Annotated in this window: 18 protein-coding genes; 17 read left to right on the top strand and 1 reads right to left on the bottom strand. The window is 54.5% G+C overall.

Features of this window, described 5'->3' with window-relative positions; genetic code table 11:
• Positions 1-8: 8 nt before the first annotated feature.
• From rpsN to ACHZBF_RS15375, 15 genes are all read left to right on the top strand, one after another.
• Complete coding sequence (gene rpsN, locus ACHZBF_RS15445; protein ID WP_029134301.1) at positions 9-314, top strand: 30S ribosomal protein S14; 306 nt, start codon at positions 9-11, stop codon at positions 312-314.
• Between the two features lie 109 nt (positions 315-423).
• Positions 424-819: a 30S ribosomal protein S8 gene (rpsH, locus tag ACHZBF_RS15440; protein ID WP_029134300.1), complete on the top strand. Its 396-nt coding sequence runs from the start codon at positions 424-426 to the stop codon at positions 817-819.
• Between the two features lie 15 nt (positions 820-834).
• Positions 835-1,368, top strand: a complete 534-nt coding sequence (rplF, locus tag ACHZBF_RS15435) for a 50S ribosomal protein L6 (RefSeq protein ID WP_029134299.1) — start codon at positions 835-837, stop codon at positions 1,366-1,368.
• An 11-nt stretch (positions 1,369-1,379) separates the two neighbouring features.
• Complete coding sequence (gene rplR, locus ACHZBF_RS15430) at positions 1,380-1,736, top strand: 50S ribosomal protein L18 (protein ID WP_029134298.1); 357 nt, start codon at positions 1,380-1,382, stop codon at positions 1,734-1,736.
• A gap of 10 nt (positions 1,737-1,746) precedes the next feature.
• Positions 1,747-2,253, top strand: a complete 507-nt coding sequence (gene rpsE, locus ACHZBF_RS15425) for a 30S ribosomal protein S5 (RefSeq protein ID WP_029134297.1) — start codon at positions 1,747-1,749, stop codon at positions 2,251-2,253.
• 3 nt (positions 2,254-2,256) lie between these two features.
• Positions 2,257-2,445, top strand: a complete 189-nt coding sequence (gene rpmD / locus ACHZBF_RS15420) for a 50S ribosomal protein L30 (protein WP_029134296.1) — start codon at positions 2,257-2,259, stop codon at positions 2,443-2,445.
• A gap of 1 nt (position 2,446) precedes the next feature.
• On the top strand, positions 2,447-2,881 hold the full coding sequence (gene rplO, locus ACHZBF_RS15415; protein WP_029134295.1) for a 50S ribosomal protein L15: 435 nt from the start codon (positions 2,447-2,449) through the stop codon (positions 2,879-2,881).
• A complete protein-coding gene (gene secY, locus ACHZBF_RS15410; RefSeq protein WP_029134294.1) occupies positions 2,882-4,231 on the top strand; it encodes a preprotein translocase subunit SecY in 1,350 nt (449 codons plus the stop codon).
• Between the two features lie 37 nt (positions 4,232-4,268).
• Entirely contained in the window at positions 4,269-4,382 is a 114-nt protein-coding gene (gene rpmJ / locus ACHZBF_RS15405) for a 50S ribosomal protein L36 (RefSeq protein ID WP_082117165.1), read from the top strand.
• 93 nt (positions 4,383-4,475) lie between these two features.
• Positions 4,476-4,832, top strand: coding sequence for a 30S ribosomal protein S13 (gene rpsM / locus ACHZBF_RS15400; protein WP_029134293.1), 357 nt, complete (start codon positions 4,476-4,478; stop codon positions 4,830-4,832).
• A gap of 55 nt (positions 4,833-4,887) precedes the next feature.
• On the top strand, positions 4,888-5,274 hold the full coding sequence (gene rpsK, locus ACHZBF_RS15395) for a 30S ribosomal protein S11 (protein ID WP_029134292.1): 387 nt from the start codon (positions 4,888-4,890) through the stop codon (positions 5,272-5,274).
• Positions 5,275-5,293: 19 nt separating this feature from the next.
• Positions 5,294-5,914 carry a 30S ribosomal protein S4 gene (rpsD, locus tag ACHZBF_RS15390; protein WP_029134291.1) on the top strand — a complete coding sequence of 207 codons (621 nt, stop codon included), beginning with the start codon at positions 5,294-5,296 and terminating at the stop codon, positions 5,912-5,914.
• Between the two features lie 22 nt (positions 5,915-5,936).
• On the top strand, positions 5,937-6,935 hold the full coding sequence (locus tag ACHZBF_RS15385) for a DNA-directed RNA polymerase subunit alpha (protein WP_029134290.1): 999 nt from the start codon (positions 5,937-5,939) through the stop codon (positions 6,933-6,935).
• Between the two features lie 56 nt (positions 6,936-6,991).
• Positions 6,992-7,381, top strand: a complete 390-nt coding sequence (gene rplQ / locus ACHZBF_RS15380) for a 50S ribosomal protein L17 (protein ID WP_029134289.1) — start codon at positions 6,992-6,994, stop codon at positions 7,379-7,381.
• A 155-nt stretch (positions 7,382-7,536) separates the two neighbouring features.
• Complete coding sequence (locus ACHZBF_RS15375) at positions 7,537-8,289, top strand: SAM hydrolase/SAM-dependent halogenase family protein (protein WP_321528933.1); 753 nt, start codon at positions 7,537-7,539, stop codon at positions 8,287-8,289.
• 19 nt (positions 8,290-8,308) lie between these two features.
• Here the strand turns inward: ACHZBF_RS15375 and uvrA are convergent, their stop codons facing one another.
• Positions 8,309-11,143: an excinuclease ABC subunit UvrA gene (uvrA, locus tag ACHZBF_RS15370; protein WP_029134287.1), complete on the bottom strand. Its 2,835-nt coding sequence runs from the start codon at positions 11,141-11,143 to the stop codon at positions 8,309-8,311.
• A gap of 176 nt (positions 11,144-11,319) precedes the next feature.
• Here uvrA and ACHZBF_RS15365 point away from each other — a divergent pair, with 176 nt between their 5' ends.
• Together ACHZBF_RS15365 and ssb are read left to right on the top strand one after the other, a co-directional pair.
• A complete protein-coding gene (locus ACHZBF_RS15365) occupies positions 11,320-12,708 on the top strand; it encodes an MFS transporter (protein WP_029134286.1) in 1,389 nt (462 codons plus the stop codon).
• Between the two features lie 57 nt (positions 12,709-12,765).
• Positions 12,766-13,221: a single-stranded DNA-binding protein gene (gene ssb, locus ACHZBF_RS15360; RefSeq protein WP_029134285.1), complete on the top strand. Its 456-nt coding sequence runs from the start codon at positions 12,766-12,768 to the stop codon at positions 13,219-13,221.
• Positions 13,222-13,303 lie beyond the last annotated feature (82 nt).

Below are 13,303 nucleotides of genomic sequence, written 5' to 3'. Positions count from 1 at the left end.
AGAATCGCATGGCAAAAAAGAGCATGATCGCACGTGAAGTAAAGCGGGCAAAAATTGTTGAGAAGTTCAGCGCAAAGCGTAAGGAGCTGAAGGCAATCATCAATAATCCTGCGAGCAGTCATGAGCAGGTTGATGAGGCAGTGCAGAAACTTCAGAAAATGCCGAGAGACGCAAGCAGATCCCGTCAGCGCAATCGCTGCAGGGTGACCGGGCGTCCACATGGTGTTTACCGGAAGTTCGGTCTGTGTCGAAACAAGCTCCGTGAAGCTGCCATGCGTGGCGATGTTCCAGGGCTTGTAAAAGCCAGCTGGTGATGTAGAATACACCACCCTTTTCAGGGGGTGCTCGCCAGCAGGCGGGTTTCTGTTCAATCGTTTGGGTATCGCGTCTGGTAGAGATGGCTGACCCTGAGGATTCTAAAAAATGAGTATGTCTGATCCGATCGCGGATATGCTGACGCGTATTCGTAATGGTCAACAAGTTTCCAAGGTGGCTGTGTCCATGCCATCTTCCAAGAAGAAAGTTGCTGTAGCTCAACTGCTTCTCGATGAAGGCTATATTGCTGGTTTCAATGTAGAGACCAATGACAATAAGTCTACGCTCCAAGTCGACCTGAAATATTTTCAAGGTAAGCCCGTAATCGAAATGATCCAGCGCGTCAGCCGCCCTGGGTTGCGTATCTACAAGGGCAGCAAAGAGCTCCCCAAGGTACGCGGTGGGCTCGGTGTCGCCATTATTTCAACCTCGCAGGGTCTGATGACTGACCGCGCGGCCCGCACTAGCGGCCAGGGCGGCGAAGTTGTCGCTTACGTGGCTTAAATCGGAGGAGTTGACATGTCTCGTGTAGCAAAGAATCCGATAACCCTGCCATCCGGCGTGGACGTCAACCTGAACGGTAGCGAGTTGACCGTGAAAGGCACCAAAGGCACCATGAAGCTGGATCTGCATGCATTTGTCACCCTCAAGAATGATGGCGGTATGCTCACTGTTGTCCCTGTAAAAGAGGGGCGTGACGAGTGGGCAATGGCTGGAACCTTTCGGGCATTGGTCGGAAATATGGTTACCGGTGTCAGTGCTGGTTTCCAGAAGAAATTGCAGTTGGTAGGTGTCGGGTATCGCGCACAGGCCAAGGGCAATGTGCTGAATATGAATCTTGGTTTCTCTCACCCGGTGGACTATCCCATCCCCGAGGGGATCACCATCGAAACTCCCAGCCAAACTGAAATAGTAGTGTCTGGATGCGATAAGCAGCGTGTCGGCCAGGTCTCTGCGGAGATTCGCGCCTACCGTCCACCGGAGCCTTATAAAGGCAAGGGTGTGCGTTATGCGGACGAGCATGTTGCCCGTAAAGAAGCCAAGAAAAAATAGGTCATACTGAGATGGACAAGAAAACTACACGTTTACGCCGTGCTCGCAGAGCGCGTGCAAAGATTCGCGAACTGGCGGTCAATCGTCTGACCATCTTTCGTACTCCAAGACATATGTATGCACAGGTCATCGCGCCCAATGGGTCTCATGTGATCGCCAGTGCGTCCACCGTGGAAAAGGATGTGAAGGCGCAATTGCAGGGAGCGCCAGGCAATAGCACTGCGGCAGCGATCGTCGGTAAGGCTATTGCCGAGCGTGCCAAGGCAGCTGGTGTCGAAAGTGTTGCGTTCGATCGTGCCGGTTTTAAATATCACGGCCGGGTCAAGGCGTTAGCTGACGCCGCCCGCGAAAACGGTCTTAAGTTCTAAGGGGCGGGCTATGTCAAAGTTCAATGAAAAGCCGGAAGGTGACGATCTGATCGAGAAGCTGATCAACGTCAATCGGGTCGCGAAAGTGGTCAAGGGTGGTCGTGTGTTTGGTTTTGCGGCGCTCGCGGTTGTTGGTGATGGTAATGGCAAGGTCGGATTCGGCAGTGGCAAGGCCCGTGAAGTTCCGATCGCTATCCAAAAGGCGATGGAAAACGCTCGGCAAAACCTGCGTAGCGCAAAGCTGAACGGCGATACCTTGCAGTATCCGCTAATCGGTCGGCATGGAGCGGCAAAGGTTTATATGCAGCCAGCATCGGAAGGTACCGGTATTATTGCTGGTGGCGCCATGCGTGCCGTTTGCGAAGCGGTAGGCGTGCACAATGTTCTGGCCAAGTGCATTGGCACGAACAATCCGATCAACGTGGTTCGCGCGACCGTCAATGCGCTGACCGAAATGACTGATCCTGAAACCGTTGCTGCTAAACGTGGCAAGTCGGTGAAAGAGATCCTGGGGTAAGTCATGAGTGAGAAGAAAATGATGAAAGTGACCCTGGTCCGTAGTGTTCATGGTCGACTTGAAAGTCATAAGGCATGTGTCCGGGGGCTGGGTCTTCGGCGTATTCGGCACAGCGTTCTGGTAGAAGATACTCCTGCGACCCGTGGCATGGCGAATAAAGTCAGCTACATGGTCCAGGTTGAGGAGGCTTGAAATGCGTCTGAATACCATTAAGCCTGCAGAAGGCGCAACCACAGATGCCAAGCGCGTTGGTCGTGGTATCGGTAGTGGTCTTGGCAAGACCGCGGGACGGGGCCATAAGGGCCAGAAATCTCGATCTGGTGGTTTTCACAAGGTAGGCTTCGAAGGCGGTCAGATGCCGCTGCAACGGCGTCTGCCGAAGGTGGGTTTTACCTCCAGGAAAGGCCGGACTACGGCTGAGGTCAGGTTGAGCGAGCTTGCAAAAATTGACGGTGATGTCGTTGATATGAAGGCGCTCTACGATGCCGACGTGTTGTCCGCTAACATGAAGCGCGCAAAGATTATCCTGTCCGGTACTATTGAGAAGGCAGTGACGGTTCGTGGTCTTGGAGTCACGAAGGGTGCACGTGCGGCTATCGAAGCTGCCGGCGGGAAGATCGAGGAATAAATGGCTGGTCAGGGTGCAAAGGCCGGCGGACTTGCCGCGGCAGGTAAGTTCACGGAGCTACGCCAGCGGCTTTTGTTCGTTATCGGCGCCCTGCTGGTGTTTCGAATCGGTACGTTTATTCCTGTCCCCGGGGTAAATCCTGCTGCGGTCGCGGTTTTGTTTGATCAGCAGCAGGGCGGCATCCTGGACATGTTTAACATGTTTTCCGGTGGTGCGCTGGAAAGGGCAAGTTTATTTGCCTTGGGAATTATGCCGTACATCTCAGCCTCTATTATCATGCAGTTGATGTCGGCGGTTATTCCCAAGCTTGAGCAGCTGAAGAAAGAGGGTGAACAGGGGCGTCGCACCATTACCCAGTACACACGCTATGGCACGGTCGTTCTGGCTACCTTCCAGGCGGTGGGTATTGCGATAGCTCTGCAGTCCCAGCAGGCGGGCGGCATAGCCGTAGTGTCACATCAAGGGCCCGGGTTTATTTTGACGGCGGCAGTTTCGCTGGTCACCGGAACGCTGTTTTTGATGTGGTTGGGTGAGCAGATCACTGAGCGCGGTCTTGGTAATGGAATATCGCTGATCATTTTTGCGGGTATTGTTGCCGGACTGCCGGCGGCCATCGGCGGGACGTTGGAGCTGGTTCGTACTGGTGAGATGAATGCCCTTACCGTGTTGGTCCTGTTTGCTCTGGCGGTGGCTGTAACCGCGTTCGTTGTTTTCGTTGAACGGGGACAGCGGCGGATTACGGTCAACTATGCGAAACGTCAACAGGGAAGAAAGATGTTTGCGGCCCAAAGCAGTCATCTGCCGTTGAAATTGAATATGGCCGGCGTAATTCCGCCGATCTTTGCCTCCAGTATCATTCTGTTCCCGTCAACCCTGGGGCAGTGGCTGGGGACGCAGGAAAATATGCGTTGGCTGCAGGATATTGTCGGTAAGATTGCGCCTGGCGAACCGTTGTACGTATTGCTTTATGCGCTGGCGATTGTGTTTTTCTGTTTCTTCTATACGGCGTTGGTATTCAACTCCAAGGAGACGGCGGACAATCTGAAGCGCTCAGGGGCCTTTATTCCGGGCTATCGTCCGGGCGACCAGACGGCGCGTTATATCGACAAGGTGATGTCACGCCTGACGTTTGCGGGTGCGATTTATATAACTGCGGTTTGCCTGTTGCCCGAGTTTTTGATTGTCGGTTGGAATGTTCCATTCTATTTTGGCGGAACGTCCTTGCTGATCATTGTTGTGGTCGTCATGGACTTCATGGCACAGGTGCAGGCGCATATGATGTCGCACCAGTATGAAGGGCTGATGAAGAAGGCGAATCTGAAAGGCGGTGGCGCAGGCTTGCTGCGTTAGTGTCGGATAGATTCCACTGTATTTTGGAGATTGAGTCATGAAAGTAAGGGCGTCTGTAAAGAAGATTTGCAGAAACTGCAAGATTGTCCGACGCAACGGCGTGGTGCGGGTTATCTGTAAAGAAGCCAGACATAAACAGAGACAAGGCTAAGCTTTTTGCTTGATTTGTTAAAGAAATCCAGTTAAAGTTGTGCGTTCACCGCGCCCAACGTGAGCTGATAATTGTATTTTTAGGAGTTACCTGATGGCCCGTATTGCAGGCGTCAATATTCCCGATCGTAAGCACGCTGTCATTGCGTTGACCGAGATCTATGGGGTCGGTTCTACCCGTGCTGCTCGTATCTGCGAGGCTGCCGGTGTGGCGAAAGATGCAAAGATTCAAAATTTGACCGAAGGTGAGGTTGAGGCGCTTCGAGCTGAAGTCGCCAAGTTCACCGTCGAGGGTGATCTTCGTCGTGAAGTGTCCATGAACATCAAGCGTCTGATGGACCTTGGTTGTAATCGTGGGATTCGTCATCGCCGCGGTCTGCCTCTGCGCGGCCAGCGCACCAAAACGAATGCGCGTACCCGGAAAGGTCCGCGTCGTCCGATTAAGAGATAATATCAGTCCGGTCAGCGGACTGTTTACAGCGATATAGTTCACAGGAACATTTAAGATGGCAAAGCCGAGCAGCGTGCGGAAGAAGGTAAAGAAGAGCGTCACCGATGGTGTCGCCCATATACACGCCTCCTTTAACAATACGATCATTACCATTTCAGATCGTCAGGGTAATGTTTTGTCCTGGGCAACTGCGGGTGGTTCAGGATTCCGTGGTTCGCGTAAAAGCACACCGTTTGCGGCTCAGGTTGCGGCAGATCGTGCGGGTGAGCGGGCAAAGGATTACGGCGTCAAGAACCTTGATGTTAATGTCAAGGGTCCCGGGCCTGGTCGCGAGTCTGCCGTACGCGCATTGAATAATGCAGGATTCAAAATCACCAGTATTTGTGATGTTACCCCGATCCCGCACAACGGTTGTCGCCCGCCTAAAAAGCGTCGCGTTTAATCTGGAGTTATAGATAATCATGGCAAGATATATCGGTCCCAAGTGTAAGCTGAGCAGAAGAGAAGGCACTGACCTGTTTCTGAAGAGCCGCGCTCGCTCCCTGGAATCAAAATGCAATATGGAAAAGCAGCCTGGTCAGACAACTGATCGGCGCCGTCGTCTCTCCGACTATGGTCTGCAGCTTCGTGAAAAACAGAAGATGCGCCGCATGTACGGTATCATGGAGAAACAGTTCAGCAATTACTACAAGAATGCAGCCCAGAGCAAAGGTGCCACGGGCGACAACCTGTTGCGTTTGCTCGAAACGCGTCTGGATAACGTGGTTTATCGGATGGGTTTCGGGAGTACGCGTTCTGAGTCACGGCAACTTGTTAGCCACAAGTCCATTGAGGTCAACGGTAAGGTAGTGAATATTCCTTCATACCGTATTCAGGTCAATGATGTGGTGAGCGTTCGCGAGAAATCGAAGAAGCAATTGCGCATCCAGAGTTCACTGGCGCTCGCTGAGCAGTTTGGAACCGTCGACTGGATAGAGGTTGATGCGAAGGGCATGAGCGGTACCTTCAAGCGTGTGCCGGATAGATCCGAATTGCCAGCAGAAATCAACGAACAGCTGGTTGTAGAGCTGTACTCCAAGTAAGGATTACCTTCAAGAGGTCGAAATGCCGGAGTTTGTTAGCGATTTTCTCAAGCCGCGATTAGTGAGTGTACAGCCGTTAAGCGAATTGCACGCTAAGGTTTCACTCGAACCGATGGAGCGTGGCTTTGGCCATACACTCGGTAACTCATTGCGCCGTATCCTGCTGTCCTCGATGCCGGGGAGTGCGGTGGTAGAGGCCGAGATTGAAGGTGTTCTTCATGAGTACACCAGTATCGAAGGCGTGCAGGAAGATGTCCTTGAGATCCTCCTCAATCTGAAAGATCTGGCTATCATCATGCATTCCCGTGATGAGGCAACTCTGACGCTGAAAAAGAAAGGCCTCGGCCCGGTACTGGCGAGTGACATCATACTCGACCACGATGTGGAGATTGCCAACCCGGATCATGTGATTGCCAACCTGACCAAGGATGGCGAGATCAGCATGACCTTGAAAGTGGCCCGCGGTATCGGTTATCAGCCAGCAGCTAACAGGCAGTCGGATTCAATGGAAGATCGTCCTATTGGTCGTCTGCAGCTGGATGCCAGTTTCTCTCCCGTACGGCGAGTGGCGTATGCGGTTGAAGCAACCCGTGTTGAGCAGCGAACTGATCTTGATCGTCTGGTGATAGACCTGGAAACCAACGGGACTATCGATCCGGAAGAGGCCATCAGAAGAGCGGCTACCATCCTTCAGGACCAGTTGTCGGCGTTCGTGAAACTGGATGAGACTGCAACGACAGAGAAGGAAGTGGAAGAGGATCGGCCTGCAATCGACCCCATACTGCTCCGCCCTGTCGATGATCTTGAGCTGACAGTGCGTTCAGCAAACTGCCTGAAGGCAGAAAACATCTTTATGATCGGTGACCTGATTCAGCGTACTGAAGTCGAACTGCTGAAGACCCCGAATCTGGGCAAAAAGTCACTCACCGAAATCAAAGACGTACTTGCTACCAGGGGCTTGTCTCTGGGTATGCGGCTGGAAAATTGGCCGCCAGAAGGTATGGAAGATAACGGTCGATAATTTCGACCCGGAATCGTATATCTATAGTATTAACCTAAGTTTAGGGAAGTCGATCCATGCGTCATCGCAAATCCGGACGGCAACTGAACCGCAACAGTTCACACCGCAAGGCAATGTTCCGTAACATGGCCTGCTCACTGTTGCGTCATGAGCTGATCAAAACCACACTACCAAAGGCAAAAGAGCTGCGTCGTGTAGCAGAGCCGATGATTACTCTGGCAAAAAGCGACAGCGTTGCCAAACGCCGCTTGGCCTTTGATCGTCTTCGTGACGATGAGGTTGTCGGGAAGCTGTTTAACGAACTGGGACCGCGCTACAAGGAGCGTCCCGGTGGCTATCTGCGCATTCTGAAATGCGGCTATCGCCCAGGCGACAAGGCTCCCATGGCTTATGTTGAGCTGGTGGATCGCCCGGAAGTCGAGATGGAAGCGGTAGAGGCTGAATAAGCGCATCTGTACCGTGAATACCCAGAAACAGAGAACCGGGCTTTAGCCCGGTTCTCTGTTTCTGGGTATGGATTTTTCTCCGATGTGTAGCAGCCTGATTGCCTGGTATTTGCTTTAATTCAACTATGTGGAATTAGACTTGGCTTTCGCGCGTTATGAACAATACCCCTGAACTGGTCGCGCTGTTCACCGACTTCGGTATCGGCAGTCACTATCTGGGGCAGGTGAAGGCACGCCTGATAACCGAGCGTGTTTCCCAGCCGGTTATTGATTTGTGTTCCGACGCACCTGACTTTAACCCGCGTGCCGCCGCCTATCTGCTCGCATCCTTTCTTCCCAGTATGCCGAAAGGGACGCTGTTTCTGGCAGTGGTGGACCCTGGCGTCGGGAGCGACAGACGGGCGATCCTGATAAGGAGTGAATGCTTCTGGTTTATCGGACCCGATAACGGTCTGCTGTCCCAGGTGGTGGCCAGATCCAAGGAAGCTAAGATACAAACCATCGACTTGCCTGATCTTTCGAACCGATCCAGGACATTTGATGGGCGGGATTTTTTTGCGCCTGCAGCTGCGCTTATCTGCAATGGTGCGGCGGTGGCGGGCGAACCGGTTACGCCTGCGAGCCTGGTCGGCGCTGACTGGCCGTCACAATTGTCCGAGATCATCTATCTCGATGGTTATGGGAATGGGGTAACCGGGTTATCGGGAGACGGCTTGTCCAAAAAGCTGCTGCTGCTGGTCAACGGCGTGTCAGTTCCATATGCAGAGACCTTTTCCGGCGTGCCGATCGGCAGCCCGTTCTGGTATGTGAATGCCAACGGACTGGTGGAGGTGGCGGTTAACCAGGGGAGCGCCGTAGAGAAGTTTGGGCTGGATATCGGTGTGCCGGTGCAGTGGTTAGGCGCATGAAGCGTTGCAATCTTTTTCGCTACTTTCCTTCTTGCAGGACTTTTTTTAAATAATGACCGGTATATGACTGGCTTGTTTTACTGACCGTCTCGGGCGTGCCCTGGGCAATAATTTCGCCACCCCGATTACCACCCTCCGGGCCCAGGTCGATAACCCAGTCGGCAGTCTTGATGACATCCAGGTTGTGCTCGATTACCACCACGGTATTGCCGTGATCGCGGAGTCTGTGCAGGACTTCCAGCAGATGCTTTACATCGTGAAAATGCAGTCCTGTGGTTGGCTCGTCCAGGATATAGAGGGTGTTGCCGGTATCACGCTTGGACAATTCACGCGACAGCTTTACGCGCTGCGCCTCGCCGCCCGATAAGGTAGTGGCATTTTGCCCCAGCGTGATATAGGAGAGTCCGACATCCATCAGTGTCTGCAGTTTGCGCTTCAGGGCCGGGATGGCATCAAAAAAGACCAGGGCCTCTTCAATAGTCATGTCCAGTACCTGGTTGATGCTTTTACCCTTGTACTTGATCTCCAGGGTTTCCCGGTTGTAACGGCTGCCTTTGCAGACGTCGCACTGGACATAGATGTCCGGCAGAAAATGCATCTCTACCTTGATCACGCCATCTCCGCGGCAGGCCTCGCAGCGTCCACCCTTGACATTGAAACTGAAGCGGCCAGGAGTGTAGCCGCGCGAGCGGGACTCGTGCGTGCCGGCAAACAGTTCCCGTACCGGGGTGAATATGCCGGTATAGGTGGCAGGATTGGAGCGGGGAGTACGACCGATCGGGCTCTGATCGATATCCACCACCTTATCGAAATGCTCCAGGCCGCTGATCCGGTCATAGGGTGCCGCGTCCAGGGAGGCCCGGTTCAACTGCGTGGCGGCAATGGGATAGAGCGTGTCGTTGATTAGTGTGGACTTGCCGGAACCGGACACCCCGGTCACGCAGGTAAACAGGCCGGCCGGAATGCTCAGATCAATCGACTTGAGATTGTTGCCGCGTGCACCGGAAATGGTCAGCTGCTTGTTATCGTCCGGCAGGTGGCGCTGTTGCGGTATGGTAATGCTCAGACTGCGGGAGAGATATTGGCCGGTCAGTGAATCCTGGTTCGCGGCGATCTCATTGGCGGTTCCCTGCGCGATGATCCGGCCGCCGTGGATGCCGGCACCTGGACCGATGTCAATCACGTGATCGGCCGACATGATGGCCTCCTCATCATGTTCGACCACAATGACGGTATTGCCCAGATCGCGCAGATAGGTGAGGGTTTTCAGTAGCCGGTCATTGTCCCGCTGGTGCAGCCCGATGGAGGGTTCATCCAGAATATACATGACGCCTACCAGACCGGCGCCAATCTGACTGGCCAGACGAATACGCTGGGCTTCACCGCCGGAGAGGGTTTCCGCACTGCGGTCCAGGGTCAGATAGTCGAGACCGACATTGACCAGGAACTGCAGGCGCTGTGAGATTTCGTTGACTACTTTTTCGGCGATCTTGCCCTGTTTGCCCGGAAGCTGTAGCTGGTTGAAGAAATCCAGGCAGTTGCCGACCGGCAGGGTGGTGATGGCCGGCAGGTTCCGGTCATCCACAAAGACATGGCGCGCCGCTTCGTTCAGGCGGGTGCCGCCGCAGTCTGAACAGGGATGGGTGGAGATGTAGCGGGCCAACTCTTCCCGGACGGCCGTCGACTCGGTCTCCCGATAGCGTCGTTCCATATTACGGATGATCCCCTCGAAGGGGTGCGTGTTGCTGCTGGTGCGTCCGCGCTCATTGAAATAGGTGAATTTGATCTTCTCTTTACCGCTGCCAAACAGGATGGTATCGCGAATTTTCTGCGGTAGTTCATCCCAGTTGGTCTCCACATCAAAGGCGTAGTGTTTCCCCAGGGAGCTGATCAGCTGAAAATAGTAGGCGTTGCGACGATCCCAGCCCCTGACCGCACCGGCTGCGAGACTCAGGTGCGGATGAGCAACTACCCGCTCGGGATCAAAAAACTGCTCAATGCCGAGGCCGTCGCAGGTCGGGCAGGCGCCTACCGGGTTGTTGAAAGAGAACAGTCGGGGTTCCAGCTCCGGCAGGCTGTAGCCACATTGAGGGCAGGCGAAATTGGCTGAGAAGACCAGCTCCTCCTGCGGGTTGTCCTCGTCCATTGATGCTATGCGCGCCAGTCCACCGGACAGCGCGAGCGCCGTCTCGAAAGACTCCGCCAGGCGCAGTTCCAGTCCCTCCCGGACCTTGAAGCGATCCACCACCGCCTCAATAGTGTGCTTTTTATGCAGCTCCAGTTCCGGGGGTTGATCAAGCTCGAAGATTTCGCCATCGACGCGTGCCCGGATAAACCCCTGCGTATTCAACTCCCGCAGCAGTTTATGATGCTCACCCTTGCGCTCCGAGACCACCGGGGCCAGTAGCATCAGCTTGCTGCCCTCGGGAAGGCTCAGGATCTGGTCAACCATCTGATTGATGGTCTGAGCCTCCAGTGTCTGGCCGTGGGTAGGACAGCGTGGTGTACCGGCGCGGGCATACAACAGCCGGAGATAATCGTAGATCTCGGTGATGGTGCCCACCGTAGAGCGCGGATTATGGGAAGTGGTTTTCTGTTCAATGGAAATGGCCGGAGAAAGCCCTTCGATATGGTCGATATCCGGTTTTTCCATCATCGACAGGAACTGCCGCGCATAGGCGGAAAGCGACTCAACGTAGCGACGCTGGCCCTCGGCATAGATGGTATCGAAGGCCAGCGACGATTTTCCGGAACCCGAAAGTCCGGTGATGACGATCAATTTGTCGCGGGGCAGATCCAGGTCAATATTTTTCAGATTGTGGGTACGTGCCCCACGTATGCGTATCGTATCCATCTACATACCAGCGAATTGGCGAACCTGTTACTATACGCTGTCTTGCTGTTTCGGGCCAAACAAACCGCGGCAATACAAAGAGTGAACATGGTTTGGGATATGCTTCCCGGCTACAGGTGGACGTTCGGTGTACCCTTGCAAAACAGGGGATGACCGTTGGTACAGTGACCCAGTAATTGAACAAGAAAGCGCAACAACTTCATCGGCTGACAGCAATCGAAATCCGGGCGGCGTTCTCGCTCGCCGGTATTTTTTCCCTGCGCATGCTCGGTCTGTTCCTGATTCTGCCGGTGTTCGCCATCTATGCGGAGCAACTGGCCGGGGTTACCCCGCTGTTGATCGGCGTGGCCATTGGCGCCTATGGTCTGACCCAGGCGTTGCTGCAGATCCCGTTTGGTATGATCTCTGACCGGATCGGCAGAAAACCGGTAATTATCACCGGGCTGCTGATCTTTGCGTTGGGCAGCGCGGTGGCGGCCAGCTCCGATTCCATCTGGGGCGTAATCGCCGGACGCGCGCTGCAGGGCAGCGGCGCCATTGCCGCCGCCGTGATGGCGCTGGCGGCCGATCTGACCCGGGAGCAGAACAGAACCAAGGCGATGGCCGTGATCGGCATGAGCATCGGGTTGGCGTTCGCCGTATCGCTGGTGCTGGGACCGTTATTGAATATCTGGATAGGCGTATCGGGCATCTTCTGGCTGACCGCGTTGCTGGCGCTAACGGGCATCCTGGTGGTGATTTTTCTGGTCCCCGATCCGGAAAAATCCTCGATGCATCGGGATACCAGCCCGGTGCGGGATCAGTTCTCCAGGGTGTTACGCAACGCCGACCTGTTGCGCCTGGATCTCGGGATACTGTTGCTGCACATGATGCTGACGGCGGTGTTTATTGCCGTACCCCTGACCCTCAGGGATGTCACCGGGATTGCTGTTGAAAACCACTGGATGGTCTATCTCCCGGTGGTGGTGCTGGCCATGGTGCTGATGGTGCCGTTTATTGTCATCGCGGAAAAGCGCCGCAAGATGAAGCAGATTTTCCTGCTGGCTATCCTGACTATCGGGTTAGCCCAGATTGGGTTTATTCTGTTTAAGGCGACGCTCCTGGGTTTTGGTCTGGCGTTGCTGATGTTCTTTGTCGCCTTCAACCTGCTGGAGGCCTCGCTGCCTTCGCTGATCTCGAAAATGGCACCGGCCGAGAGTAAGGGGACCGCCATGGGGGTCTACTCCACCTCCCAGTTTGTCGGCGCCTTCCTGGGCGGAATGGTCGGTGGATGGGTCTATGGGCAGTACCATCTGGTGGGGGTATTTCTGTTTGGTGCGGCGGCCTCCCTGCTTTGGCTGGCGCTGGCCAGCGGCATGCGACAACCGGGATATCTGAGCAGTTATCTCATTAACGTGGGCGTGCTTGATCCGTTGAGCGCGCAGCAGCTGCAAACACGCTTGCGCGACATGCCTGGTGTTGGTGAGGCAGTGGTGATGGCACAAGAGGGCGTGGCCTATCTGAAAGTGGATACGCAGTCCGTGGATTTTACATTGCTGGATGAATTCTCGGTCGCGGAGACGTAGAATTACCCGTTCAGGCCCCAGGGCCAGGGAACAACTTAGATCTGAATTGGAGGAGATATGGCCAGAGGCGTCAATAAAGTAATCTTGATCGGTAATGTTGGGAAGGAACCGGATGTTCGTTATATGCCCAATGGAAACGCTGTGGCCAATGTCACCCTGGCGACATCCGAATCCTGGAAGGACAAAAACAGTGGTGAAACCCAGGAACGCACCGAGTGGCATCGGGTGGTCTTTTTCCGTCGCCTGGCCGAGATCGTCGGCGAATACGTGAAAAAGGGCTCAAAAATCTATGTCGAAGGGCGGCTGCAGACCCGCAAGTGGCAGGATCAGAGTGGCCAGGACCGCTACACTACCGAGATTGTCGCGGACGAGATGCAGATGCTCGACAGCAAGGGGAGCAGTGCTTCGTTTGATTCCGCCCGCCCGGCTTCGGGCTCACGGCCATCGAGTGATTCTGCGCCATCCTCAGCGCCGATGCCGGATGACGGGTTTGATGACGATATTCCGTTCTGAAACGTACCTTAGGGTTTACTTTAGATAGAACAAAAAACCCCATGCACTAGCATGGGGTTTTTTTGTACGTGAAACAACGCAG

Source organism: Sedimenticola selenatireducens, assembly GCF_963675335.2.
GTDB classification, from domain to species: Bacteria; Pseudomonadota; Gammaproteobacteria; order Chromatiales; family Chromatiaceae; genus Sedimenticola; species Sedimenticola selenatireducens.
This window is presented reverse-complemented; position numbering and strand designations above follow the sequence as displayed.

Coding starts and splice junctions, on each gene's coding strand:
- rplQ (WP_029134289.1), top strand. CDS start 6,992: ATGCGTCATCGCAAATCCGGACGGCAACTGAACCGCAACAGTTCACAC.
- ssb (WP_029134285.1), top strand. CDS start 12,766: ATGGCCAGAGGCGTCAATAAAGTAATCTTGATCGGTAATGTTGGGAAG.
- rpmJ (WP_082117165.1), top strand. CDS start 4,269: ATGAAAGTAAGGGCGTCTGTAAAGAAGATTTGCAGAAACTGCAAGATT.
- rpsK (WP_029134292.1), top strand. CDS start 4,888: ATGGCAAAGCCGAGCAGCGTGCGGAAGAAGGTAAAGAAGAGCGTCACC.
- ACHZBF_RS15375 (WP_321528933.1), top strand. CDS start 7,537: ATGAACAATACCCCTGAACTGGTCGCGCTGTTCACCGACTTCGGTATC.
- rpmD (WP_029134296.1), top strand. CDS start 2,257: ATGAGTGAGAAGAAAATGATGAAAGTGACCCTGGTCCGTAGTGTTCAT.
- secY (WP_029134294.1), top strand. CDS start 2,882: ATGGCTGGTCAGGGTGCAAAGGCCGGCGGACTTGCCGCGGCAGGTAAG.
- rpsH (WP_029134300.1), top strand. CDS start 424: ATGAGTATGTCTGATCCGATCGCGGATATGCTGACGCGTATTCGTAAT.
- uvrA (WP_029134287.1), bottom strand. CDS start 11,143: ATGGATACGATACGCATACGTGGGGCACGTACCCACAATCTGAAAAAT.
- rplF (WP_029134299.1), top strand. CDS start 835: ATGTCTCGTGTAGCAAAGAATCCGATAACCCTGCCATCCGGCGTGGAC.
- rpsE (WP_029134297.1), top strand. CDS start 1,747: ATGTCAAAGTTCAATGAAAAGCCGGAAGGTGACGATCTGATCGAGAAG.
- rpsN (WP_029134301.1), top strand. CDS start 9: ATGGCAAAAAAGAGCATGATCGCACGTGAAGTAAAGCGGGCAAAAATT.
- rplR (WP_029134298.1), top strand. CDS start 1,380: ATGGACAAGAAAACTACACGTTTACGCCGTGCTCGCAGAGCGCGTGCA.
- ACHZBF_RS15385 (WP_029134290.1), top strand. CDS start 5,937: ATGCCGGAGTTTGTTAGCGATTTTCTCAAGCCGCGATTAGTGAGTGTA.
- rpsD (WP_029134291.1), top strand. CDS start 5,294: ATGGCAAGATATATCGGTCCCAAGTGTAAGCTGAGCAGAAGAGAAGGC.
- rpsM (WP_029134293.1), top strand. CDS start 4,476: ATGGCCCGTATTGCAGGCGTCAATATTCCCGATCGTAAGCACGCTGTC.
- rplO (WP_029134295.1), top strand. CDS start 2,447: ATGCGTCTGAATACCATTAAGCCTGCAGAAGGCGCAACCACAGATGCC.